General features: G+C 40.4%; 23 protein-coding genes. 18 read left to right on the top strand and 5 right to left on the bottom strand.

What is annotated here, in order from left to right:
* The first annotated feature begins 4 nt into the window (after window positions 1-4).
* From VZF35_RS13470 to VZF35_RS13450, 5 genes are all read left to right on the top strand, one after another.
* Window positions 5-148 (top strand): hypothetical protein, encoded by a 144-nt coding sequence (locus VZF35_RS13470; RefSeq protein WP_407314345.1) that lies wholly within the window; start codon window positions 5-7, stop codon window positions 146-148.
* A 48-nt stretch (window positions 149-196) separates the two neighbouring features.
* A complete protein-coding gene (locus VZF35_RS13465) occupies window positions 197-727 on the top strand; it encodes a hypothetical protein (protein ID WP_407314343.1) in 531 nt (176 codons plus the stop codon).
* Between the two features lie 164 nt (window positions 728-891).
* Window positions 892-1431: a signal peptidase I gene (locus tag VZF35_RS13460; RefSeq protein WP_407314341.1), complete on the top strand. Its 540-nt coding sequence runs from the start codon at window positions 892-894 to the stop codon at window positions 1429-1431.
* A gap of 25 nt (window positions 1432-1456) precedes the next feature.
* The gene (locus tag VZF35_RS13455) at window positions 1457-2428 is read left to right on the top strand and encodes a hypothetical protein (protein WP_407314339.1); all 972 of its coding nucleotides are present in this window, start codon (window positions 1457-1459) and stop codon (window positions 2426-2428) included.
* The gene (locus tag VZF35_RS13450; RefSeq protein ID WP_407314336.1) at window positions 2412-3812 is read left to right on the top strand and encodes a S26 family signal peptidase; all 1401 of its coding nucleotides are present in this window, start codon (window positions 2412-2414) and stop codon (window positions 3810-3812) included. The genes VZF35_RS13455 and VZF35_RS13450 overlap by 17 nt, the downstream gene beginning before the upstream one ends.
* Before the next feature lie 6 nt (window positions 3813-3818).
* Here VZF35_RS13450 and VZF35_RS13445 read toward each other — a convergent pair whose 3' ends face one another.
* Complete coding sequence (locus tag VZF35_RS13445) at window positions 3819-5144, bottom strand: homocysteine S-methyltransferase family protein (protein WP_407314334.1); 1326 nt, start codon at window positions 5142-5144, stop codon at window positions 3819-3821.
* A gap of 262 nt (window positions 5145-5406) precedes the next feature.
* Between VZF35_RS13445 and VZF35_RS13440 the strand changes: the two genes are divergently transcribed.
* Window positions 5407-6054 carry a flavodoxin family protein gene (locus tag VZF35_RS13440; RefSeq protein WP_407314332.1) on the top strand — a complete coding sequence of 216 codons (648 nt, stop codon included), beginning with the start codon at window positions 5407-5409 and terminating at the stop codon, window positions 6052-6054.
* A gap of 157 nt (window positions 6055-6211) precedes the next feature.
* Here the strand turns inward: VZF35_RS13440 and VZF35_RS13435 are convergent, their stop codons facing one another.
* The gene (locus VZF35_RS13435; protein ID WP_407314330.1) at window positions 6212-6520 is read right to left on the bottom strand and encodes a carboxymuconolactone decarboxylase family protein; all 309 of its coding nucleotides are present in this window, start codon (window positions 6518-6520) and stop codon (window positions 6212-6214) included.
* A 300-nt stretch (window positions 6521-6820) separates the two neighbouring features.
* On the opposite strand from VZF35_RS13435, the gene mntA reads away from it, so the two are divergent.
* From mntA to rocF, 7 genes are all read left to right on the top strand, one after another.
* Window positions 6821-7246, top strand: a complete 426-nt coding sequence (mntA, locus tag VZF35_RS13430) for a type VII toxin-antitoxin system MntA family adenylyltransferase antitoxin (protein ID WP_407314329.1) — start codon at window positions 6821-6823, stop codon at window positions 7244-7246.
* Window positions 7236-7652, top strand: coding sequence for a type VII toxin-antitoxin system HepT family RNase toxin (gene hepT / locus VZF35_RS13425; protein WP_407314327.1), 417 nt, complete (start codon window positions 7236-7238; stop codon window positions 7650-7652). The genes mntA and hepT overlap by 11 nt, the downstream gene beginning before the upstream one ends.
* Window positions 7653-7815: 163 nt before the next feature.
* Entirely contained in the window at window positions 7816-8436 is a 621-nt protein-coding gene (locus VZF35_RS13420) for an RraA family protein (RefSeq protein WP_407314325.1), read from the top strand.
* 187 nt (window positions 8437-8623) lie between these two features.
* The gene (locus VZF35_RS13415) at window positions 8624-9559 is read left to right on the top strand and encodes a 1,4-dihydroxy-2-naphthoate polyprenyltransferase (RefSeq protein ID WP_407314323.1); all 936 of its coding nucleotides are present in this window, start codon (window positions 8624-8626) and stop codon (window positions 9557-9559) included.
* 363 nt (window positions 9560-9922) lie between these two features.
* On the top strand, window positions 9923-11029 hold the full coding sequence (locus VZF35_RS13410) for an endospore germination permease (protein WP_407314321.1): 1107 nt from the start codon (window positions 9923-9925) through the stop codon (window positions 11027-11029).
* A gap of 299 nt (window positions 11030-11328) precedes the next feature.
* A complete protein-coding gene (locus tag VZF35_RS13405) occupies window positions 11329-11433 on the top strand; it encodes an arginase family protein (RefSeq protein WP_407314319.1) in 105 nt (34 codons plus the stop codon).
* A 41-nt stretch (window positions 11434-11474) separates the two neighbouring features.
* Window positions 11475-12236 carry an arginase gene (gene rocF, locus VZF35_RS13400; RefSeq protein ID WP_407314317.1) on the top strand — a complete coding sequence of 254 codons (762 nt, stop codon included), beginning with the start codon at window positions 11475-11477 and terminating at the stop codon, window positions 12234-12236.
* 85 nt (window positions 12237-12321) lie between these two features.
* Here the strand turns inward: rocF and VZF35_RS13395 are convergent, their stop codons facing one another.
* From VZF35_RS13395 to VZF35_RS13385, 3 genes are all read right to left on the bottom strand, one after another.
* Window positions 12322-13404 carry a hypothetical protein gene (locus VZF35_RS13395; protein ID WP_407314315.1) on the bottom strand — a complete coding sequence of 361 codons (1083 nt, stop codon included), beginning with the start codon at window positions 13402-13404 and terminating at the stop codon, window positions 12322-12324.
* Window positions 13405-13876: 472 nt separating this feature from the next.
* Window positions 13877-16486 (bottom strand): phosphoenolpyruvate synthase, encoded by a 2610-nt coding sequence (ppsA, locus tag VZF35_RS13390; RefSeq protein WP_407314313.1) that lies wholly within the window; start codon window positions 16484-16486, stop codon window positions 13877-13879.
* Window positions 16487-17347: 861 nt separating this feature from the next.
* The gene (locus VZF35_RS13385) at window positions 17348-17854 is read right to left on the bottom strand and encodes a hypothetical protein (RefSeq protein WP_407314311.1); all 507 of its coding nucleotides are present in this window, start codon (window positions 17852-17854) and stop codon (window positions 17348-17350) included.
* 607 nt (window positions 17855-18461) lie between these two features.
* Between VZF35_RS13385 and VZF35_RS13380 the strand changes: the two genes are divergently transcribed.
* The 5 genes from VZF35_RS13380 to VZF35_RS13360 all read left to right on the top strand — a co-directional run bounded on the left by VZF35_RS13380 (window position 18462) and on the right by VZF35_RS13360 (window position 22584).
* Window positions 18462-18593 carry a hypothetical protein gene (locus VZF35_RS13380; RefSeq protein ID WP_407305726.1) on the top strand — a complete coding sequence of 44 codons (132 nt, stop codon included), beginning with the start codon at window positions 18462-18464 and terminating at the stop codon, window positions 18591-18593.
* Window positions 18594-18772: 179 nt separating this feature from the next.
* On the top strand, window positions 18773-20182 hold the full coding sequence (gene ltrA, locus VZF35_RS13375; RefSeq protein ID WP_407305724.1) for a group II intron reverse transcriptase/maturase: 1410 nt from the start codon (window positions 18773-18775) through the stop codon (window positions 20180-20182).
* Between the two features lie 275 nt (window positions 20183-20457).
* Window positions 20458-20685 (top strand): DNA alkylation repair protein, encoded by a 228-nt coding sequence (locus VZF35_RS13370; RefSeq protein ID WP_407314309.1) that lies wholly within the window; start codon window positions 20458-20460, stop codon window positions 20683-20685.
* A 2-nt stretch (window positions 20686-20687) separates the two neighbouring features.
* The gene (locus VZF35_RS13365; RefSeq protein WP_407314307.1) at window positions 20688-21023 is read left to right on the top strand and encodes a hypothetical protein; all 336 of its coding nucleotides are present in this window, start codon (window positions 20688-20690) and stop codon (window positions 21021-21023) included.
* Window positions 21024-21630: 607 nt separating this feature from the next.
* Window positions 21631-22584, top strand: coding sequence for a DUF2935 domain-containing protein (locus VZF35_RS13360; protein WP_407314618.1), 954 nt, complete (start codon window positions 21631-21633; stop codon window positions 22582-22584).
* Window positions 22585-22793: the final 209 nt, after the last annotated feature.

Here is a 22793-nt window from a genome sequence, read left to right as displayed (position 1 = left end):
GAACATGAGGAAAAAAATTCTCTTAATTCTTGCTTTGAGTGCCATAGTATTTGTTTCTTTAACCATAGGCACTCTTTCCAGCTATACGAGCGTTACCAGTTTCGGTACAAGTATTTACCCTGATTTGCACAAGATAGATAACCACTGAGCCGGAATTTAATCAATAATCAATTAAAGTTGGAGGAAAAATGATATTATGAAAAAGGTACTAACCATTATCGCACTTGTCTTGGTTCTATCCACGTCTGTAATCGCCGGAACTTTGGCCATGTATACGACAACGATTGATAATGTTGCCGAAGGCAGTGTCGTTGCCAAAGAATTCACCTTAGTTCAAGGCGGTACAGATACGTTTACGAAGGATGTAAAAATAGCCCCATCTGAAACAACGAGTTGGCAGTTCAGCGTCAAAAACTATAACGGCAACGTTATAAGTGAGACCGCGATGGGGTTGAACTTCGCTGTGGATGTTCAAGCAGAGGCCGGCAAAAGTGTGATAGCTCCGTTGGTAGTGACTGTCAAAAACTCTAACGGTGATACTGTTGGCACAGTTAACTCAAGTGGCAGAATTGTATTTAACGACGCGTTTGCTTTGAGCCCTACCGGACAAGAGAAAACCTATACCGTATCAGTGAACTGGCCTGGCGATAGCAACTCCGATATCAATTATGCTGGAGCAAATTATGGAACAGACGTCAAGGTGTCTGTTACCGGTACTCAGCAATAAGCAACATGAATCATTAATATTCGAAAGGGCGCGAGAGGCAGTGGAGACTCGCGCCCTGTTTATTTTAGGCTCACGATACTATGATTTTTTACATATTCATAGGACATAATAAGGAAGTCAATTGTTTGAGTTGGTCTCTATTCCCCTAAAAGAAGGTTGAATCCATGACACCAACAAGGTATACGACCCAGGAACAAATCGAAGCAATGCGCCAGGAAATTCTGCGTGAAAAAGAAAAGATGGCGGGAATATCTTCTGGAAAAACCCCGGCTAAAAGCCGGCTGCCCCAAGGAAGAAAGGCTCTGAAAACAGCAAGCGGGGTAATATTTTTAGCGGTGTGTTTACTTCTGGTGTGGTCGATTATTTCTATTCAAATTACCAAGGGCAAGGGGGGAATCCCTAATGTCCTGGGCTTTCAGGTTTTTGCTGTGGAGTCCGGCAGTATGGAGCCTACGCTGAAGGTCGGAGCAGTGATTGTCAGCCGAATACCAAAAGACCCGGGAAATCTTAAAGTCAGTGAAATTGTTACATTCAGAACCTTATCCAATGCTATTGTTACACATCGGATTATAGAGGTTGTTAATAACAACGGCAGCAAAGCTTACCGCACAAAGGGGGATAATCCGATAAATTCACCGGATCAGGATCTGCTCACGCCGAATAGGGTGATCGGAGTATTTTTTGCTAAAATACCGTTAACATAAAGCCGGCTTAATGGGAGAAAACAACATGGAATATGTTCCGGAGCAGATTGTACTAATGGAAGGCGTCGCCTCAAGTGAACGTTTTCTGATCGGCGGAGAGAAGCCTCGGCGAGTGCTGGACAATATCAGCCTGTTGATCAGAAGTGCGGAAACCTGGGGTATTAATGGGACGTCACTGTTTGAAATCAAGCTGTTGTTGGAAATCATGGCAAATATCAGACCCTACGACAAGGGTAAATGTGTGCTGATTGAGCGGGGGATGATGAGGCGCAAGCGGGTGATCCTCAAGCACGTATTTTATATCGGGAGCTCTGAGATGCTTTATAACAATATGAACGTGCTGGAATTTTTGATGTTTGCCACGGCCAAATCAAAGATCAACCGGGTGGAACTGCAGGAGCAGATTTTTGAATTAATCATTGCAGTCGGACTGGGCCACCTTTCCTTGACGCCTAACTATATGCTGACTAAAGAGGAAAAAGCCGTCATTACGTTAATCGCTGCGGCTTATTCCGATAGTCTGATCATCGTCTTTAACCTTCCTGAATACGTTTGGGATGAGGTACTCATTAATGCCATCGCCAACATCACACGTTTTATCAGGGAGAAAAAGAAAACCTTAATTCTCGCTTCTCAAAACTGCTGTCTGATCGAGAAGGCCTGTTCTCATACGGCAATCACGAGAAAGGGAGAATTAATCTACAGCGGCACAGTTGAAGATTTTCGTTTGAGCTTTGACAAAGTGGAAGTGATTATTCGGGATAAAGCCGCTGAGTCCATGATGGAAAAACTCAGCACGCTGCTTGCGAGTTATAAGCTGGACTCTAAAGGCGATAGCCTGATGATCAGCCGCAAAACTTCAGAAGCCAGTGACCATAGTAATATCTATAAAAAAATTATAGAATCGGGCTTTACACCAGATTCTATAGAAATTAATCCTAAAACAGTGCAAAATGCCTATGAGGAGCTTATGCGGCAGCATGATTTACAAGAATAGCTATTTCAAAAAAGAACTTCGCCAAGCCTACATGGGAAATAAAATCAGCACTAATCGAAAAATGGCCTCAGCTCTGTTTTTGGGTCTTGTTTCTTTTGCCCTTTACTTTGTGTTTCAAACATTACAGAAAAGCGTGCTTTCCGATGTTGTTCCCGAAATCATGCAGGCTAGTTACTTCTCTACGGTTTATCTTTATATTCACATCGCGGTTGTTTTCAACATCCTTTATTTTATTGTTTACTATGATTATCTTTTTTTCTCAGAGATCAGAAAAAACTCCTGGTATCTCTTGATTCAAATGGGCTATCAGCCGATGAGTATGTTTGTCTCCAAGTTTGCCGCCTTAATGTATTCTGTGCTGTTGATTTATACCATTGGCTTTGCGGTTACGATAATCCTCACTTTTTTTCTGAAATACACCTTTATAGTCTCGTATCTGCCAAACCTCTACCTTGTAGGGCTCGGAGACCTGCTTCTCATGACAATCCTATCCATGACGTTTTCCCTCTTTGCCAAGACTGTCATTAACGGCCGGTATTGGACCTTCTTAACCGCCGTGATCATTTTAGTGATGAAAATAACGTTGGGACAGTATGCAATTATATCCAACCGCGTGTTGATGCAGAACCTCTTTATCCTGTTCGATCTAAAACTATCACTGTATTGGCTGATCGGGGCTGCAACTATGATATCTTGCTGCTTGATATGTTTGTTGCGGAGCAAAAATCTGGCCAAGTATTATAATCTTCCTTCCGACTCAGCGATTATTCCGGCAGGTGTAAATTTGGTAGAAATCGATTCAAAAACAGGCAAACAGACATTGATGAGCGGCAAGGTCAAGGAAGGATGGCGCGGCAGAATTGTCGATACGGTGACCACCTTATTTTTGATTGCTTTCATTTGTGCCGCCCTGGTTTTCAATCTCTTCATTATCCTGATCAATTCTTCGACGCCAGGTCAAGAGGTCACCATACGTGGAGTGATCCCTTTTGTGTTTAGTACCAGTACTATGGAGCCGGAGATTATGGCCAATGATCTGGCCTATTTTCAGAAAGTCGATGTCCAGTACCCAATCGTAAAGGGACAAATCATTCTTTTTGAAGAGAATAATGTGCTCTTTGTAGAACGGGTCATTGCCAAGGCAGGAAACCAATTGACCGTGGATATAGACAATTATCCCCCTATGTCCCAAATAGGAGCTATGAAGAAAACGGTCGCACGGCAGGACGTCCACGGACTATACCGCGGCAGGAACCGCTGGTTGGGAGCACTGATCCTATTTGCCAATACCATTGTGGGTAGGATGCTATTTTTGCTGGTTCCAGCTGTTCTGCTCTTTTATCAGGGGAAAATTTATAAATATTTTAGTAAAGAGAATTCGTAAGTGCCTCTAAGCCCGATCGCCAATGTATTCTGAATCGGAATCAGCCATAGGCACCAAGGTTTCGGTTACGAGTAAAGCACCATAGTGTTTTAATTGAGGAAGAGAGAGCTTGGAGTTATTTGACCAAACCACTCCGGCCTTTCCGGGATAATATCTCAGGAATTTATAGACTATTTCTTCGGATTCGGATTTAATCATCACCGGCTTCTTAATTAATAAGCCGAATTGGCTGGCAAAGTCCCTTATATCAAACGTTGCCTCGATAGTACCAAAATCTAATAAAAGGTAATCAAAAGGCTCAGATCTACATTCTCTCATTAAATTGGAGAAATTACCGTTCACTAAGAGAGTCACTGCGTCTTGTGACAGTTTTTTGACCGAGCATTCCTTGTCTGGGGAAAGAACAAGATGATTGAAGGCTGAAGCAATCGTTGGTACAGATTTCAAGTTTAACTCCGGAGTGTCTGCTTCGGCAAGGGCCTTCTTAAGCTCGCGAATAAACTCTGGGCTGGTTCCACAACATCCGCCAATAAGTCGTACTCCATTTTCTACGAATTCTTTGGTATACGAACTAAACTGTTCCGGCTTTTGCTGATAGATGATCTCTCCATTCACCAGTTCAGGCAGCCCGGCATTCGCTTTTACGCAAAGAGGAACAGAGGTCACAGAATACATCTTCTTAATGGGTTCAATTAAACTATCTGGACCCCCTGAACAATTAGCCCCTACGATGACAGCACCTAGTGATTGGCAGACGATGGCACATACCTCTGCTGAATTACCAAAGATCGTCCGACTATTGGAACTGAAGGTTGCCGAAGCGATAATTGGAAGATTTGTGGTTTCTTTAGCGGCAAGGATAGCTGCCCTCAGTTCATTTAAATCGATAAACGTTTCAAAGTTAACAAAATCTGCGCCGGCATCTTCGATGGCCTTTAAAGGCTCTTGAAAAATACTATAGGCATCATCAAAGCTCAAATCTCCGGAAGGTTCCATAAGCGTACCGGTAGGCCCCAATGAAGCAGCAACATAGGTGTTTTCACCGGCGATTTCTTTTGCTAATTTTACACCTTCAAAGATCAGTTCATAGGTTTTATCCCCTAGGCCATGCTTCTCTAAAGTAACTCTATTGCCAGGGAACGTATTCGTTTGGATCATGTCGGAACCGGCTTGCTGATATTCCTTATAGAGATCTTTTACTTCCTCAGGATGGGATACATTCCACGACTCAGAAGCTTCATGTCCGCCTAAACCTTTCCTTTGGAGCATAACGCCTTTGGAACCATCATATAGGAAAACCTTCTTCTGAATAGAACCTAGTAAATTATTCAAGGATTCCAAACCTCCCTTAGATCTAAATAATCATATAATTAATAGACTCCATACTAACCTAAAATTATCCCTTAACGCAAATTAAATATTCGGGTATTTCTGTACCAAACCTTCTTGTTGTTGCTGGAGAGAAGCATATTATAACTCCCAGCAATGAAATTTAACGTTGGCCGTTTAAGAATGTGCAACCTTGTAAATTAGTTTCTTCATAGTATAATTTATTTTAGTAAGTTAAAGAAATTTTCGGGAGATGATTCACGCTATGAAAGTAATTGCTGTCAATGGAAGTCCGAGAAAGAATTGGAATACGGATACATTATTGCATAAAGCCCTTGAGGGAGCTGAATCTGTGGGAGCGGAGACAGAAATCATCCATTTGTATGACTTGAATTTTAAAGGTTGTATTAGCTGCTTCGCTTGTAAAAGAAAGAACAGCAAGTATGCCGGACACTGTGCTATGCGGGATGACCTGACCAATGTTCTTGAGAAGGTTCTGGAATCTGATGTCCTGCTCTTGGGCTCCCCTATCTATTTCGGCAACGTTACCGCAGTCGTTCGTTCCTTTTTAGAACGTTTGCTATTCTCTAATCTATCCTACAATGAAGGTCATCGGTCTGTTTTCCAAGGCAAGCTATCATCTGGTTTTATTTACACCATGAACGTCCCGGAGGAGTTTTTGAAACAAGTTAACTACGAACAAACGGTATTCCAAAATAACAAAAATTTGCTGCAAAGACTCAATGGAACCTCTGAATTCATGATCTCTGCCGATACCTACCAGTTTGACGATTACTCTAAGTATGAAGCATCCATGTTCGACGAAAAACATAAGTCTCAAGTGAAAGCTGAGCAATTCCCGATCGATTGCCAGAAAGCCTTTGACATGGGTGTTAGATTGGCAAAGGTCTAATAGACTTCCAATAGGGGCTGTCAACAAAACATAAGCATCCTCACTTCACTTTTCGCTAGTGAAAGGAGGATGCTTTTGGATTATTGCAACACTTAGATTTTAAAGCTTGAGTTTTCCCACAATCCTACTTAATGTATATAGTTTCAAAACTGATGATTTATGATTCTTCTTTGGCGGCAAATGCTGCGGAGGATGTCGTTAGGATAGAGTTGCCAAAAGCAAAATAGGCGATCCGTAAAGCCTCGGCAATTTCTGCGTCAGTAGTCCCTTGGGCTCTTAGTTGGTTGGCAATAGATGCCACGCCCTGACCGGCTCCATGAGCAGCATCTAAAGCCAGGGCGATTAAGAGCTTTGTTTTTTGATCCAAAGCACCCGGAGTCATAGCGGATGTGAAAACTTTTTCGATGGCTTGCGCGAAGTCTGGATCATTGTTTTCGAGAGATTTTAAATATATTGGCAGTGACATAGAAAGATACCTCCTTAGTTATTATTTGGACTAGTTTGCAGAAATGCTGCAGTGTTAAAGATGGTCTGTCCTATCAAATAATTCTGAGCTTATGTTTTGTTTTATAGAGGGTAACCTGCTTGAGAAGTCGGCTAAAGTTTCTCAATCTCGTGATTATATTATAGACTGACTCAGGAGAAATATCCCAATAGATTTGAGCTCAACGATTGCAAGATTTTCTAAAGGTTATATGGAAATATTTACAAATGAACTTTTTTGAGGGGATTTCACATGATATAATGGGACTTAGGGGGGAAGTCTATGCGAAAAGTACCAATGGCAGAGCTAAAATCTTGGCAAGAATTTTTTCGGAATCGGGATGAGGTAGCCGCTATTTATCTTTTTGGGTCATTTGGGACTGAGTTTGAACACCCAAACAGTGATATCGACCTGGGAGTAGTGTTTACTCGTCCGGTTACTCTATCTGAAGAATTGGAACTCGACGGTGCTTTAAGCCTCCATACTGGGCATGAGAGAATAGATTTAGTGAATTTGAATCATGCTCCTATCGCTTTACAATTCCGCGCACTTCATGAAGGTGTACTTGTTTTCGAAGGGGACTACATAAAACATAGCGATTTTATTGAATATGTGATAAAGACTTATCCGGACTATGCTGTTAAATATGCCGTATTTACTCGTGATTACGAGAAAGCCCTTAAGGAGGAATATAGTCATGGTGGATAAGGATATTTTGCAGCGAAAACTTTCTTTCATCGATCTCAAGCTACGTAACTTAGAAACACTAAAACGGATGAACCGTCAGGATTTCTTGAAGAGTTTTCAGGCCATTGATTCAGCAAAATATAACCTTCAAGTTTGTATTGAAGCCTTGATAGATATTTCGAACCATGTGGTGGCAAGAGAACGCTGGGGAATCCCTGGTACATCAGCGGAAACAGTGAAGCTTTTGATCGAGCATGGGGTCTTGGATAAGGAGAAGGAACTCTCTCTTGTGCAAATGGTGAAATTCCGTAATCGAATTGCGCACCTTTATCAGGAAGTTGATGATTCTGAAATTTATCGGATTTTACAGGAAAACCTTAAGGACATAAAAGACTTTATTCAAGCCGTCATCAGCAGATTTTTTTAATCGAAACCGTTGGTTTTTGAGCCCTGAATCAAGCCCTGAGAGAACTCTTGCATCTTACGGGGTTTGATTTATTTTAATTCAACATCCGGCAGAGATATTAAAGGAAATAGGAATAGACCATAATATGCTGGTACCGATAATAAAAATTTTTGGAGGAATTATAATGTGCGAGATAATTCGTCAATTTATGGAACTCCCAACAACTTGCATCTCTGACGCCATGAAGGGGTTAAACAACATGGATGCTTCCATTAAGCCACTAAAAGAACGTTATAAAATTGCAGGAAGAGCCTTTACTGTGAAAATACCTGCTGGGGAAAACCTTGCTGTACTCAGGGCAATCAGGGAAGCGAAGCCGGGGGATATTTTAGTCATTGACGCAAAAGGAGATACCTATCGGGCGATTGCCGGTGATTTCATTGTTGGAATGGCTAAAACATTGGAGTTGAGCGGAATAGTTGTTGATGGAGTGATTCGAGATATTATCGGGATCAAAGAATTGGATTTTCCGGTCTTTTGTAAAGGTACTACCGTAGCAGCAGGCAACAAACATGAGCAGGGTCAACTTAACGTTCCTATTTCTTGTGGAGGAACAACGATTTACCCAGGGGATCTGATCGTCGGTGATGTTGATGGAGTTGTCGTCATTCCTCAAACCAGAGAAAATGAGATTTTAAGAAAAGCTATGGACAAATTCGTTAAAGATCAAGAACGCGCAGAACGAATTTCCCAAAATCCTGATAAGGTAAGAGAGTACTTAGATAATTTAGTTGGCAATCATTGATGACTCATCGGCATCGAGCAACCCGTTCGCTGCCTGTCAATGAAGAGCTTTGCCGGCAGATTAAAGAGGCAGAAGCTCAGTACTAATTCGAAATTTGTGGGTCATTGCATGATATAATGAAACAGGGAGATTAAGCTCGTTGGATACGAGCTGCTCCTTAATTGTCAATTTTCAGAGGAGAAACACCGTGCAAATACAATATAATTCACAATCGCTTTCGTATAAGCGTGCCTGGAAGGTTTGGTGGGAATTAATACGGCCCCATACATTAACGGCTGCTTTTGTCCCGGTTCTTCTGGGAACTGTTTTAGCCCTTTTAGAAGGAAAGATGAACCTTTTACTATTTGCCGCCATGATGGCTGCCAGTATTCTCATCCAAGCGGCTACTAACCTTTTTAACGAATACTATGATTTTAAACGTGGCCTGGATACAGAAGAATCTATTGGAATTGGTGGTGGGATTGTTCGTCATGGAATGACCCCTAAATTGATTATAAAGCTCGCACTCTGTATGTACGGAATCTCCATTTTATTAGGAATCTATATCTGTGCGTCATCGTCCTGGTGGCTTTCTTTGGTAGGCTTAGTTTGTATGTCCATTGGTTACTTTTATACGGGTGGTCCCCTGCCGATTTCATCAACGCCATTTGGAGAGCTTTTTTCCGGTTTTTTCATGGGCTTTTTAATCATTCTGATTGCTTTCTTTATTCAAGCTGGTTATATCTCGAATATAGCAATTCTCGTTGCCATACCAAGCGGCATTTTGGTAGGATTGATTAATCTGGGGAATAATCTCCGTGATCATGACGGAGACAAAGCCAATGGCCGCAAGACTCTTCCGATTGTACTCGGTCCGCAAAAGGCCATTGGCCTGCTGGGAATTATGTTTGCCTTCAGCTATCTATGGCTAATTGGGCTCGTCGTAACCGGAACCGTAACTCCTTGGGTTCTCCTAGCCTTCCTTAGTATGCCAAAAGCCATCCGAGCGACAAAAGGATTTAGGGGGAAAATTGAACCGATTACCATGATGCCTGCTATGAAATCGACGGCACAAACGAATACATTATTTGGGCTACTTATAGCCATTGGCTTGTTAATAAGTTACTTTGGACAGAGAGTATAAGGGCTGAATCTTGTTATTGGGCAGATTCAGTCCTTTCCTTTTTATCAAGGAAAATTATCTGAGAGTGATTTAATTCTTTGTTCTTTCTTAATGAATGGCAGCAACATTGTAAACCGACAGTTTATTATCGTGCAGCATTGTACTGGGAGGAACTGCGGTTGTTTCAGTTACTGTCGTAGGAAGGATTCAAGAAATGATTGGGGAGTAGATGGTTAGCAGGGATAAAGGAGCTATTAAGAGGGGGTTATGCCTAGCAGAAAAGAGAATAAGAGGAATTGGGAATAATAGACTCATTATCGGAGAAATTAAACGAGATAAAGATGTCGAAGTACACCTATAAGTTTGGATAGGGATAGGGTAACGATGGAAAAAATCTCGACGCATCAATTCATGACCTTGGGGTCAGCAGTACTCATGGGAATAACGTTTCTTCCAATCGCATCGAATGTTACCAGAGCCAGTGGGCGAGATGGTTGGATGACCATCTTGCCTGGATTTGCCATGGGAATTCCTTATGGCTTAATGTTACTGTCACTTTTAGCACAGTATCCCCATAAAAATTTATTGCAAATTTCAGAAACACTCTTTGGAAAATGGACAGGAAAAATTATTGGCAGCATTTATTTTTTAATTTCAGGGTATTTTGGCGGATTGTTATTAGCCCAATTGGGGCACGTCTTTCATCAATCAATTATGCCCTTAGTACCACTCTGGGTGTTCTACTTATGTGGCCTCCTGCTAGTTTTTTGCGTAGTAAGCTCTGGAATAGAGGTGTATGCTCGTTTCTCTGAATTAATCTTTCCAATTATAGTGATTGCGTTGTTGTTGAATGTTGTTTTTTCCATACCGCGAATTGAACAAGGAGAACTTTTGCCTATTTTGAGTGAGGGATTAACACCCCTTTTCTTTGGGGCGCTCAAAGTAATGCCATTTTCCATGTCATATATCTTCGTCTTATCAGGCATTCTTGCTTTTTTACCCACAGGTAAACAAGAGCTTGCCCAATTAAAAACAGGAGTTTGGCGAGCTGTTTTCTTGGTTGGGCTTCTGGACACAATGGTTGCTTTAATACAAATTCTTGTTTTTGGACCAACCGAGACGACTCGTTTAGTTTACGGGTTGCTTGAGTTAGGGAAGATGGTGGATATAAGCCGAACGGTTTCGGGAATCGAATCCTTATTTATGGGAGTTTGGCTTGGGTCCTGGATCATTAAAATCAGTGCTTTCTTTTTCGCAGCAACTTGGGGCTTAGAAACCGTCTTAAAGTTGAAAGGCGTTAAAGGTAATCTCTTAGTAGCTGCCTTATTTTGGGGAATTACCTTTGGGTTTAAAAGAGGGCCTTCTTTAATCATGGAAATCGGGCTCGTTGAAGCCTATGTGATTTTGCCTTTTACATCCGTTTGGATCGTAACACTTTGGGGAGTTTCGCAATGGAAGGGAAGAAGGGAAAGGGTACTTAAAACGAACTAAAATTAAGAAGTTTATTTGGTTCATTGAATTCCGATTAAGTGAACTTCTAATCCATATACTCCTAACAATCATAGTTTCTAGTATCTTTCTCCCCCAAGCTCAGCTTAACGTAGCGAAGGGGGATATTAGCACAAAGTTACCCCCATTACTCTCTCGCCCTAAGCACTGGAGCGTTTTAAAAGGTAAATGATAGATTAATTCGCTGTATTATTCTTATACTGTTGACCATTTGTAGGATAAAAATCTAATTTATATCAAATTATATAATCTATAAGTACTAAAATATAAGGAGAAAAACTGTGAATATTGATGTCATAGGTGTTCCAATCGATTTAGGAGCAAATAGAAGAGGCGTTGATATGGGTCCAAGTGCTATTAGATACGGGGGCTTAAAAAAGCTATAACGGATTTAAATATTGTTTATAAGGATATAGGTAATATTGATGTGCCTATTCCCGAAAGTTATGAAGAATTTGAAGATGAGCGCTTTAAGCACATCAAAGAGATTACTCATGTTAATAAAAACTTAGCCGCTATGGTAAAAAAAAGTCTCTTAGATGGCAATTTACCTATAGTTCTCGGTGGTGACCATAGTATTGCCGTAGGGACTATCTTGGGCACACAGAGTGTATATAATAATATCGGGGTAATTTGGTTAGATGCGCATGGTGATTTCAATACCCAAGAAACTACCTTGTCTGGTAATTTGCATGGTATGTCTCTAGCCTCATCATCAGGTGTTGGCGCATTAGAGATGGCTGAATTTAAACCAGCAGATGTTAATTACGTCAATCCAGAAAAAGTTGTATTAGTAGGTGCAAGAGATATCGATAATGAAGAAGCGAAGTTAATTAAAAAATCAGGTATCACAACTTTTACAATCGCCGATATTGATGAATATGGTATTAAAGAGGTTATGGTTAGAGCTTTGGAGATTGTAGGAAAAGATACTGAAGGCTTTCATGTTAGTTTCGACATAGATGTTATGAATCCAAATGAAGCTCCAGGTGTTGGTACACCTGTAAATGGGGGCCTAACATATAGGGAAGCTCATCTGGCAGCAGAAATGATCTCTAAAAGTAATAAATTACTTTCTTTAGAAGTTGTAGAAGTGAACCCTATTCTCGACCATATGAATCAAACAGGTAAATTAGCTGTCTCACTGATTTGCTCTATGGTGGGAAAAAGAATACTTGGTTCACAATAAAGGTTCAATATGTCCCGCTTTGTAAAAAAGCATAAACTCGAAAAGGCTCCAAGTTTGTACTTGAAGCCTTTTTATGTCTTGTTGACTAGTGTAAATTCCTATTCAAGTTTACTAAAAAATCCTGAATGTTAGTGACAATAGAGGTTGCGCCTAGCGTTCCCCTATCTCTTAATTTATTAACAACAAATTCCGATACGTCTACACTATATATAAATACAGGCCTTATACTGCTATTGACTACTTGATAGGAAGGGGTCATATTCCCAACGGCAATTGTATGAAGCTGCGTTGCCAACCCCAAGACGGTTGTGGATTTCTTGGTATATTCTCTCATTTTATCTTGAGCATCATAAGCATTTGGAATTATTCCGGGCAAAGGCCCATCATCCCTTATGGAGCCTGCTAAGATAAGAGGAACGTTATGTTTAAGACAAGCATAAACGATGCCATCACAAATACCCTCCTGAATTACAAATTCCTCTAAAGAGCGATATTGGCGAGCTTTATTGATTAAGTCTATATGATGATAGTGACCTTTTGAAATTGGAACTTGAGTGTATATGTCCTGACCAAGAGCAGTTTTAAATAATTCGCCCTCTAAATCATGTGTGGCTAATGCATTACCGGCAAGAACTGCATGAACATAGCCCTTTTGAATCAAGGAAACTATTGCTTTTTTGGAATCTTGATCAAAAGTTACAGCAGGTCCTAAGACAAATACTATATAACCATTGTCCTTCTCATATCTTAATAACTCATATAATCTATCATAATCTCTGGAAAAAGAGGTTTCCCTAGATCTCCCTGTCCTAAAAACAAATGTTTCATCGGATTGTCTTTCACTTTGAAAACCATTTGTATGTACATAGATTCCTTGAGTAGCATCCTCATTTCTTCCCACAATAACCCTATCGCCAACTATTAATTTTCTGAACTCTTTTACCTCTAAGCCATCGTCACTAACAACGACTACGCAGTCCATCCGACTGTTATTCGCGAGAGTCCATTTATTATTAATTTTAAAGTATTCAGGAAAAATTGTCGTTGCATGAAAGTTTTCTGGAGCAACGCCGTTCTTAATAACTTCTTCTGTATGTACGTTGGGGCTGGATATAAATGCGTGAGACTCAAAATTCGGCGCATTAAATTCTGGCAATACAAAATCCATAGCTGAAATCCTCCTAAAAGTTAATTAAGTTTATTCAAAGTTTGGCGTATAAGAGTAGAGATAAAATCTTAGTATTCAGTTAGTTTTAGTGTTCCGATTTCAAAAGACCTAATCCGAAATTGAGGTTTAAAGCAATCCCTTACTTCGAAAAAGATGAGATAAGACTTCTCGTACCCAGTATTGATGCCTTGTAGCATTGGTTTCTCAATCTCAATCATTCGAAAATGGCCGCCGGATCATTTGAAGTTATGGGAGTGTAACAACTTTTAAATAAAGAACTCAAAATTTAAAATTATACGCTTGAGGTAGTACGATATGTCAAGAAAGCCCTACCATCATCGGTTGGAGGAAAAGGGGAAAGAAAGAACTAAATATTATTTTTTCCCAAGGACTAGTTTAGTATTCAACTGAGAGCACACTGTTTGAAATGGGAAAAGATCACTCTTTGGAGATATTTACAACATCTTCCCCATTATAGGATTTCTACATAGCCTTCAGTTCCATTTACCCGGATTCTCTGTCCGTCTTTGATCGACTTGGTGGCATTTTCCACTCCGACAACTGCTGGTAAGCCATATTCACGTGCGATAACTGCTCCGTGGGTCATCAGTCCGCCAACTTCAGTGACTAGGCCTTTTATGGATATAAACAATGGTGTCCAGCTAGGGTCAGTAAAGGGGGTGACTAATATATCTCCATCTTCCAGATCAGCATCTTCCATGTTTAAGATGACACGTGCTCGTCCCTCTATTACTCCGGAAGAAACAGGCAGACCTACAATAGCGACCGCTGGGAGATTTTCGCGTTTGTACTCACAGGTAACGATTTCACCGTCAGACGTAATGACACGCGGGGGCGTTAGTTTTTTATATAATTTGTACTCGTCTTGACCTTTGCTGATGATCCGGTAATCCAGTGTATTTGCGCGTACGGCTTCGCGAAGTTCTTCAAAAGTGAGATAGTAGATATCTTCTCTTTCATCAATAATGTTGGCTTGTACGAGTTTTTCGGCTTCTTTCAGCAAAGCCTGCTTATATACGAAGTAGCGATTGATCATGCCGTATTTCGGATATTCACGATAGCCGATGAAATTCCTGATTAGGCTGATCATTCGTTTTGTCTCTTCGGCTTTTTGCTCGCCATCAGGTAACTCTTTCAATCGCTCTAATAACTCTTGTTCTTTTTTCAAAGCTTCCTGTCGCCCTTGCTCAAATTTCTGATGGCTAGCGTTAGGCTCGAAGTTTTTGATGTTGCTGAGAATCATGGGGACAAGTGTCGTTGGCTTTTCGCTCCACCGAGTTTTAGTAATATCGATTTCTCCGACACATCGCATTCCGTATTTGGTGAGATAAGCATAGATAGCGTCTCGTGTTTCCTTTCCACCATGAAACTTGACCAGTTCAGACAAAAAGTTTTCATCTTTAACAACATGCTGTAAATAATCAATGACTTCCGGATAAGGACGAATCACATCTGCGACATCCAAGAGCGCCAGACCCATTTCCGAAGTGATATTGTTTGGTACAGATTGAGAAAGGGTGTCTGCTGCGTTTTTTTCACCTAACCACTCGTTCATTTTTTCATTGATCCATGATGAAGCATTTATAGCAGCCATAAATACACGCGAACTTTGTGGGTCAAATAAAATCTTCTTTAACTCCTGGATATCCTCCAGAATAAAATCAAGTAAATCTGTTCCTGATTTCCTTTGGATGTTTTGTTTTAACTCCTCTATTGATGTTTGACTACTCTTAATCAAATCAGAAACGATTGTCGGATCGATTTCTATTTGTTCTTGAGAACCCAAAGACGGCATACCTTTATTGCTTTTATTGGGAACTTCTTTTTTATCATTTGGTAACAATTTTATAAAATCTCGCTCTATTATGGTCATTAGTGCGTCTTTTGTGAGCGGATCGTGTTGTCCCATGTTATTTAATAAAATTTCTCTGCTGTCAGGTGAAGCCAGCATATGTGTGACATCAACAAACAGTCTTCCACCAGCTTTAGACATGGGTCGTAAAGCCGTTAACTGCCATAAAGATATTCCCAATGGTTTCATGGGGTCCGTCATCATTTGTTGATGACCGACAGATATATAGACGTGATTTTCTTGATCATTCGCTTCAGGGATGGGGTATAAAGTAGTGATTGGCCGGCTTTGGACAATATAAAATGTATCATCAACCAAACACCATTCGATATCTTGTGGGCAGCCAAAATAAGCTTCGATCTGTCTTCCTAAACGTGCTAGTTGTAAAATTTGTTGTTCGGTAAGTGTTTGAGTCTTTTGTTGCTCGTGAGTGATCTGCCGAGTCTCTGTTCCGCCTTCTTTCAGCCCATAGATAGCCAATTTTTTGGTTGCTATCATCATATCGACGATTTCTTCTTCCCGTACTTTATAACAATCGGCGGATACCAAGCCGGAGACCAGTGCTTCCCCAAGTCCAAAACTGGCATTGATTGATAACAACTTTCGGTTAGAAGTAATCGGATCAGCGGTAAATAAAATCCCTGAAGCCTGTGGAAAAACCATTCGCTGAATAACCACGGACAGATAGACTTTGCGGTGGTCGAATCCGTTTTGCATGCGGTAGATTACCGCACGGTCGGTAAAGAGAGACGCCCAGCACTTGCTGATATGCTTTAAGATTGCCTCTTTGCCGATGATGTTCAAGTACGTATCCTGCTGGCCAGCGAAGGATGCCGTCGGTAAATCCTCTGCAGTCGCGCTGGAACGTACTGCATAGGCATTTTTCTCACCAAGCCTGGAGAGGAGGCGGGTGATCTCTTCAACAATGTCTTGAGGGATGGCTATCCCCTCGATGATCCTGCGAATCTCACCGCTAAGATCACTGATTTTATCTCGGTCTTCCACCTTTAGAAGCGATAACTGATCAAGTAACGCGTTAATCGATGTTTCCCCAATGATTCTTTTAAAGGCCTCAGTAGAAATACAAAAGCCATCCGGTACACGTATTCCTTCAATCTTGGAAAGTTCCCCCAGGTTCGCGCCTTTACCCCCAACAACCATGAGTTTTGTTTTGTCAATATCCTGAAAGCCAAGCACAAATGAATTCATACGTTTCCCTCCATTGGCAATTCCTTCTTTTGAATTTTGATGACATCTTTCAGTCTAAACGATTTACTGGAGTATTGTACTAGCCTATAATGTACCTTTTGCATATATTCTATATACCCCTCAACAAATCGCATTAACGTGCTATTGCATTATAGCAGTAGCGAATAGGAATAAATAGTCTACATTTACAATTTTTTGTATGTTATAATTAAAGTAGGAAGAATTCAAATTTCAAAGAAGTGAACCTTAAAGACACTAACCCGATGCCAAGGCACATCCTTTTATAAGCAAATGAAAACAGTTTATTAGCAGCTTAAATGTAAGGAAGGGTCGAAAACCCTTCCTTTTGTTATATCATTGTCTTTCCCATAAATTAAACCCTTACTTGATCCCAATATAGAATATCGTTGTCTTTAAACAAATAAGAAAGCTTAAAACCAACGGCCCGCTTCTTAGGGTCATTGACCGTATACATGACTATACAAGCAATGGATCTAACCCATTATTTTCCGGTTATTTTTATTCGCGACCCAAAGTGGGATAATTGGAATTTAATTACAAAGTTGATTATTACGGGTATATGGATTTTGCGAAATTCAGTTAATAGGCAATCACTGTAAAAGATTAAGAATAATTAGAATATGCGAATACAAACCGAATGGGTATTTTTCGTCTATAATTGGAAACCGAGATTTGAAGGCTAAGAACGTATTTGAGTAATTGCATTTTTAGCTACTAGCTCGAAAGGCATACCTAACGATAATTTCGTTGAAGTGTTCAATAGCGCGGGGTGTCCTAAAAGGTATTTTTGAATACCTTTTGGGACACCTCCATCGTTAAACTCCCAGAATCTTTATTGTATTACTTTGTATTACTTTGCAATGGTACGGGGTCATCATTCTTTTTAATTTTTGTCTCCACAAAGTTCTCATGTCTGAAAAGTACGGATGCGCCGCCAGAGGATAATTTCGGTGACGTAAGTTGACTGCTAGTGGAGGTGCCCGCAAGTATTTCAATGCTGAGTTTATCCTTTTTCTCTTCAAGATCAATGTCTCCCCAAAATATAAAGCGGTAGAGAGAATCTGCGAGTGATCCCGGGGATTGAGCGCTCAAACCGTGAATTTTAGTGCTATGCGGGGCAACTACGATTTTAAATGGAGCACTAGCGACTACCGGTGAATTAATGCCGTAATCTGCAATATCTGAAACCTCAAATACCCAATATACGGTAAGAGTTTTTGAACTTGGATTTTCAAGTAGCACGTTAATGATATCGTTTGGACCTTCAGGGTTATTCGCAGGTACCTGAAATACGCCCGTAGTAATAGCGTTCATCCAACACTGATGATCATCCTTGTGATCTGTCATGATTATTCATCCCCTCTTTAGAAGTAGTGTCAGATATATATATATGAAAATTGCAACGAAGATGAGACAAGAATACAACTTTCCATTCAACTCCACTTTGATTGGACATGCGTCTATTCGAACCTGTGTTTTAAGGCGGAGGCATATGTAAGTTTGTGACGCGGGGACTACAGCTCCAGTAAAAATATAAAATTTTCCAGCCTCTGAGCTTCTTTGAATTTATATTAACAATTATTGTAGACAACGAAGCCAAGTTCTAATTATCCTACTTTTTGTGCCTTAACCTAGGTTTATTGGAAGTTCCAATTATTAAGATAACGGGGATATATGGATACCCGATGAAAGGGTATTTATGCCTATTTGGGGAAGTTGAGAAAAGTAAGAGTACAGGATGGTGTTAAAATTTAAGATTATCTTAGGTGAACCATACCACAAATGACGGCGGTTTTTTATAAAAATTTACTCTGCGGTTTTACCCAGGGCCCTAGTCGTAAAAGGACTAGGGCCTTTTTGCGTGTGCGCCACGCATGACGATTAACTAGACGGTGAAAGTCCGATATGGGGGTATGTAGCGACCAACCATTAGCTTAAGGCAAGGGTGTCCATCGTGAGGTGGAATCTGAAGGAAGCCGGCGGCAAAATTCTGACCCGAGGAACACGAACAGCATCAGGCGCAAAACGTGGGGTAAGACTGCACGACAAGTTAAAGCCCAAAAGCTACACAGACACGCCAGCGTAAATGTTGCGGGTACATGGAATGAAAGTGAATCGTCTTACCGTGGGAGGCCTCACGGACGGGTGGAAACAGAGTAAGAAACCCGGTTGAAACAAGATTTATCGTGAGGAGTCAGCAGAAGCCATAGTACAGAGGTGATCTAGACACCGACGGAAGGGCTGAACCAAAGGAGGTGTGGGTCAATGAAAGTTACTGAAAGTGGTAATTTAAAACACAGACAACTTCGAATTGAAGACTATCTGCAAAGGGTATCTGCGGAACAGAAAGAGTATGCAGAAGTGTGCGAGCTACCTAAGATGACTGAAACCGACAACACCAACACAAATGAGCAGACGAATGGGTTGCTTGAGCAAATCCTTAGCACTGAAAATCTAAACCAGGCCTATAGGCAGGTTAAAAGAAACAAGGGCGCAGGTGGAATTGATGGTATGCAGGTAGATGAACTTCTACCCTTTTTGAAAGAACACAAGGATGAACTATTGCAATCTCTCCGGGATGGTAAATACCGTCCAAAACCCGTACGGAGGGTAGAAATACCCAAAGAGAACGGAAAGACCAGAAAACTAGGAATACCCACCGTCTTAGACAGGTTAATTCAACAAGCGATAACTCAAGTTCTAAGTCCCATCTTTGAGAAACAGTTTTCAGACAATAGTTTTGGATTTCGACCGAATCGTAGTGCCCATGGGGCATTAAGAAGATGCCAAACCTATATAACAGTAGGTTACAAATATGTAGTTGATATGGATTTGGCCCAATATTTCGATACGGTAAACCAAAGTAAGCTTATCCAAATTTTGTCGGAGACGATAAGAGATGGCCGGGTCGTATCGCTGATTCACAAATTCCTGAAAGCAGGAGTTATGACCAATGGAATGTTTGAAGAAAGTCCAGAAGGTGTACCACAAGGAGGCCCCCTGAGCCCATTACTTGGCAACATAATGCTTAACGAATGTGACCACGAACTGGGAAAGCGGAAACACCACTTTGTACGTTATGCAGACGATATGATGATCTTCTGCAAAAGTAAAAAGGCGGCAAAACGAACACTTGATCACATTCTCCCTTATATCGAAGGGAAACTATTTCTGAAGGTAAATAGGGAGAAAACGAAGGTCGCTCATGTAAACTATGTCAAGTTTTTGGGATATAGCTTTTACATTTACAGGGGAGAAGGGCGCCTGAGAATCCACCCAAAAAGCATCCAGAAGCTTAAGGATAAAATCCGAGGAGTTACTGGGCGTAGCAATGGGATGGGAATCGAAGAGCGCAGAACTAAACTCAATCAAGTAGTACGAGGCTGGACGAATTACTTCAAACCTGCCGATGCAAAGAACCTACTCAAGGACCTGGATGAATGGACGAGAAGTCGCATACGAATGGCAACTTGGAAGCGATGGAAGAAAACCCGAACAAGGTTTGAGAACCTGAAGAAAGCGGGCATTACCAAGGAACAAGCATGGATGTGGGCAAACACAAGAAAAGGCTATTGGCGCGTTGCCCATAGCCCTATTCTGACAAAAGCTCTATCCAATGAGCGTTTCAGACGAATCGGATACCTTAGTTTTAGTGAATGTTATTCTGCGAAATAATGTATAAACTTTGGAAGCGCCGTATACCGAACGGTACGTACGGTGCTGTGGGAGGTCGGCTGATCAATTAATGATCAGCCTCCTACCCGATTAAAAAATAGGAGGTATGTTCATGATCGAAGTTCAAGAACTAGTCATTAAGGATTCTATTTTCCACTGGCTTTTAGCTTTTCGATAGTTGAAAATTTACAAAAGTATATAATAGTCATAAGGAGCGATGCCGTTGATTTATCAAGTTACGAATTTTACTATAATGTTTTAAGGAGAAATTACAAATGGAATTAAACGAAATCATGGACAAACTGAAGTTCCTTGGTACAGAGCGTACGAAAAAAATTTACATAAGCAATGGTGCTCAAGAGCCTGTTTTTGGCGTAACCATAAGCGCTATGAAGCCGATTTTCAAGAAAATAAAATACAACCAGCCTTTGGCAGAGCAGCTTTTTGCAACAGGAAATTATGACGCCATGTATTTAGCTGGCATGATAGCGGAAAAGAATTAACAATGTCGGCTGGCTGGAGTTGCTATGATTGGCTATTAGGCACTCGTAAAGATAGTGACTTTGACAAGGACAAACTTTTGGCAATGCTTAATAGGGTACGTGACACGATACACAACCAGCCAAACCGTACTAAATATGCTATGAACAATTTTATTATGTCTGTTGGCATTTCATATTTGCCGCTTCATGAAGAAGCAAAGAAAATTGCTCAAGAAGTTGGAAAGGTAGATGTTTTTAGGGGCCAAACCCTCTGTCAAACGAATGTTGCAACAGAATATATTCAAAATGCTGTTGATAAAGGAAAACTAGGCTTTAAACGTAAACATGTAAGATGTTAAAGTATGGTGACAGGCACCGAAGTTATCCAGTTATTTGTATGAACAGAAAAACCTCATTTGAGCAGTACGGTGAACCGTACCATAAGTGAGTTGTTATAACTTCCCAGTATCCATAAACCCTGGTGTATTTTCCTAAAAATATTGCAGTAGCCATAAAGTAAGGGGCTGTCGCAGTAAGACAGCCCCTTTCGTAGCATGATGGGAAGCTCAATGCAACAGCTTGGCTCTCAATCAAAACAGTGGGAGCCGTTATTTTTGTTTACAGGTCATAGTCAAATAAAGGATTAAGTTTATGTACTTGAAATCGATTAGACGCAAATAATCACTTATTAATATTAAGGAAGTGTTGTTTTGAAGATGTTAATATATCCATATCATATACAATGACTGCCTAGTAAAGTAATTTACAAATCGTAGTTGATAAATTTTTTAAATAAAATGTCAGAAGAATAATCTATACTTTCGTCTTTTATATTAATTACTACTGTACTAGCTGTAACCGTTTGTCCAAAACTAGAATAATATGTATTACAAAGAAAGGAGGAATTATCCAAATATGTTATTTGATACGAAAACGGCAGATGGAACGTTGCCTTAAAGTCAATTTATCCGTCGGTCACTCGATTTAAATCTATTCTTCTTGCGTATTATGAAAGAACATTCTTTTTTCTTAGCAGCAGGATTTCTTCCTATGGATGCAGCCCTGACACAACAAGCACTCCTTTTTATGAATTCATTTAATGCACTACTAACTGAAGCGGTACTATTAGCGAATTGTAATGTGGATTTAGCTGTATTAAGGTCGGGAGAAATCGTAACAAATATGACTTTAAGAGCAGAACAGAAGACACAAGAATTAGCTAAAGTTCCGCTTGACACAGCGCTTACAGCTAGAGAACTGCGACTAGCTCCAGCCGTAGACAATGTCAATCCAGCTTTAGAAGGAAATGTTCAAAATCTAAATCAAAGAGCTATCTCACTAACGTGTGAATTAGTAAAATTCAAAACTCAAATATTAGACCAAATGTTATCTTGTAGATTATTTACCTTCAACTTTCCACTTCTAATTATCCACATTCGGCGGGAAGCACTTTTATTTATTCAGCAATTAGAGTTATTGCAAAGGAGGGGCATAATCAATTTTGCCGAAGAAATTCTTAGTCAAAAAGTTTTCTGGGACAGACAAATGGCTGAACATGCTCAATTTATTGCTCATTTGTTAGACCCGACGGAATCTACCTTGATAAATCAGGCCAATAATTTTGCCAAGTTATTTTATAATTTACGTGCCCAAGCAGAGAGTGGCACAAATCCCATAGGACAATTAATTGGCGAAGAAATTGCAGCTATAGGCAACTTACGCAATTTTAAAGCTACAGCAGAAGAGCTAATATTGGGATGTAGTATAAAATCAATTATCTTTCCTTTGCTTGCGGACCATCTTCTCCGAGAGGCAAATCACTTTTCAAGAATATTAGTAACCTCGGGGCAAGTTTTGGGTTTAAATCCACCGCTTTTAACTACACCGCTAGACTATTCACACTCGTTATTTAAAAGCTAATTTGCTATAGGACATCAGCTCTGCACCCATTTCCCGAGATTGATGCACTCACTCACCGAATTAACTGCCCTTATAAAACGAAATATAAAGTCTTCGAGCACATAACTGGCCAAGGAAGCCATTGAATACGTCAACGATAAAAGATAATAACTATTTTTTCATACTTGTTAAATTATAAACGCAAAATAAGTAGCCATATTCAGGCCGAG

The sequence above is a fragment of the Desulfosporosinus paludis genome, assembly GCF_045689965.1.
Lineage (GTDB): Bacteria > Bacillota > Desulfitobacteriia > Desulfitobacteriales > Desulfitobacteriaceae > Desulfosporosinus > Desulfosporosinus paludis.
The sequence above is the reverse complement of the archived record's forward strand: the minus strand, read 5'-3'. Positions and strand labels throughout refer to the sequence as shown.

Bases quoted from the DNA above. Each gene is read 5' to 3' on its own strand.
- VZF35_RS13470 (WP_407314345.1), top strand. From the start codon at position 5: ATGAGGAAAAAAATTCTCTTAATTCTTGCTTTGAGTGCCATAGTATTT.
- VZF35_RS13465 (WP_407314343.1), top strand. From the start codon at position 197: ATGAAAAAGGTACTAACCATTATCGCACTTGTCTTGGTTCTATCCACG.
- VZF35_RS13460 (WP_407314341.1), top strand. From the start codon at position 892: ATGACACCAACAAGGTATACGACCCAGGAACAAATCGAAGCAATGCGC.
- VZF35_RS13455 (WP_407314339.1), top strand. From the start codon at position 1,457: ATGGAATATGTTCCGGAGCAGATTGTACTAATGGAAGGCGTCGCCTCA.
- VZF35_RS13450 (WP_407314336.1), top strand. From the start codon at position 2,412: ATGATTTACAAGAATAGCTATTTCAAAAAAGAACTTCGCCAAGCCTAC.
- VZF35_RS13440 (WP_407314332.1), top strand. From the start codon at position 5,407: ATGAAAGTAATTGCTGTCAATGGAAGTCCGAGAAAGAATTGGAATACG.
- VZF35_RS13435 (WP_407314330.1), bottom strand. From the start codon at position 6,520: ATGTCACTGCCAATATATTTAAAATCTCTCGAAAACAATGATCCAGAC.
- mntA (WP_407314329.1), top strand. From the start codon at position 6,821: ATGCGAAAAGTACCAATGGCAGAGCTAAAATCTTGGCAAGAATTTTTT.
- hepT (WP_407314327.1), top strand. From the start codon at position 7,236: ATGGTGGATAAGGATATTTTGCAGCGAAAACTTTCTTTCATCGATCTC.
- VZF35_RS13420 (WP_407314325.1), top strand. From the start codon at position 7,816: ATGTGCGAGATAATTCGTCAATTTATGGAACTCCCAACAACTTGCATC.
- VZF35_RS13410 (WP_407314321.1), top strand. From the start codon at position 9,923: ATGGAAAAAATCTCGACGCATCAATTCATGACCTTGGGGTCAGCAGTA.
- VZF35_RS13395 (WP_407314315.1), bottom strand. From the start codon at position 13,404: ATGGATTTTGTATTGCCAGAATTTAATGCGCCGAATTTTGAGTCTCAC.
- ppsA (WP_407314313.1), bottom strand. From the start codon at position 16,486: ATGAATTCATTTGTGCTTGGCTTTCAGGATATTGACAAAACAAAACTC.
- VZF35_RS13385 (WP_407314311.1), bottom strand. From the start codon at position 17,854: ATGACAGATCACAAGGATGATCATCAGTGTTGGATGAACGCTATTACT.
- ltrA (WP_407305724.1), top strand. From the start codon at position 18,773: ATGAAAGTTACTGAAAGTGGTAATTTAAAACACAGACAACTTCGAATT.
- VZF35_RS13370 (WP_407314309.1), top strand. From the start codon at position 20,458: ATGGAATTAAACGAAATCATGGACAAACTGAAGTTCCTTGGTACAGAG.
- VZF35_RS13365 (WP_407314307.1), top strand. From the start codon at position 20,688: ATGTCGGCTGGCTGGAGTTGCTATGATTGGCTATTAGGCACTCGTAAA.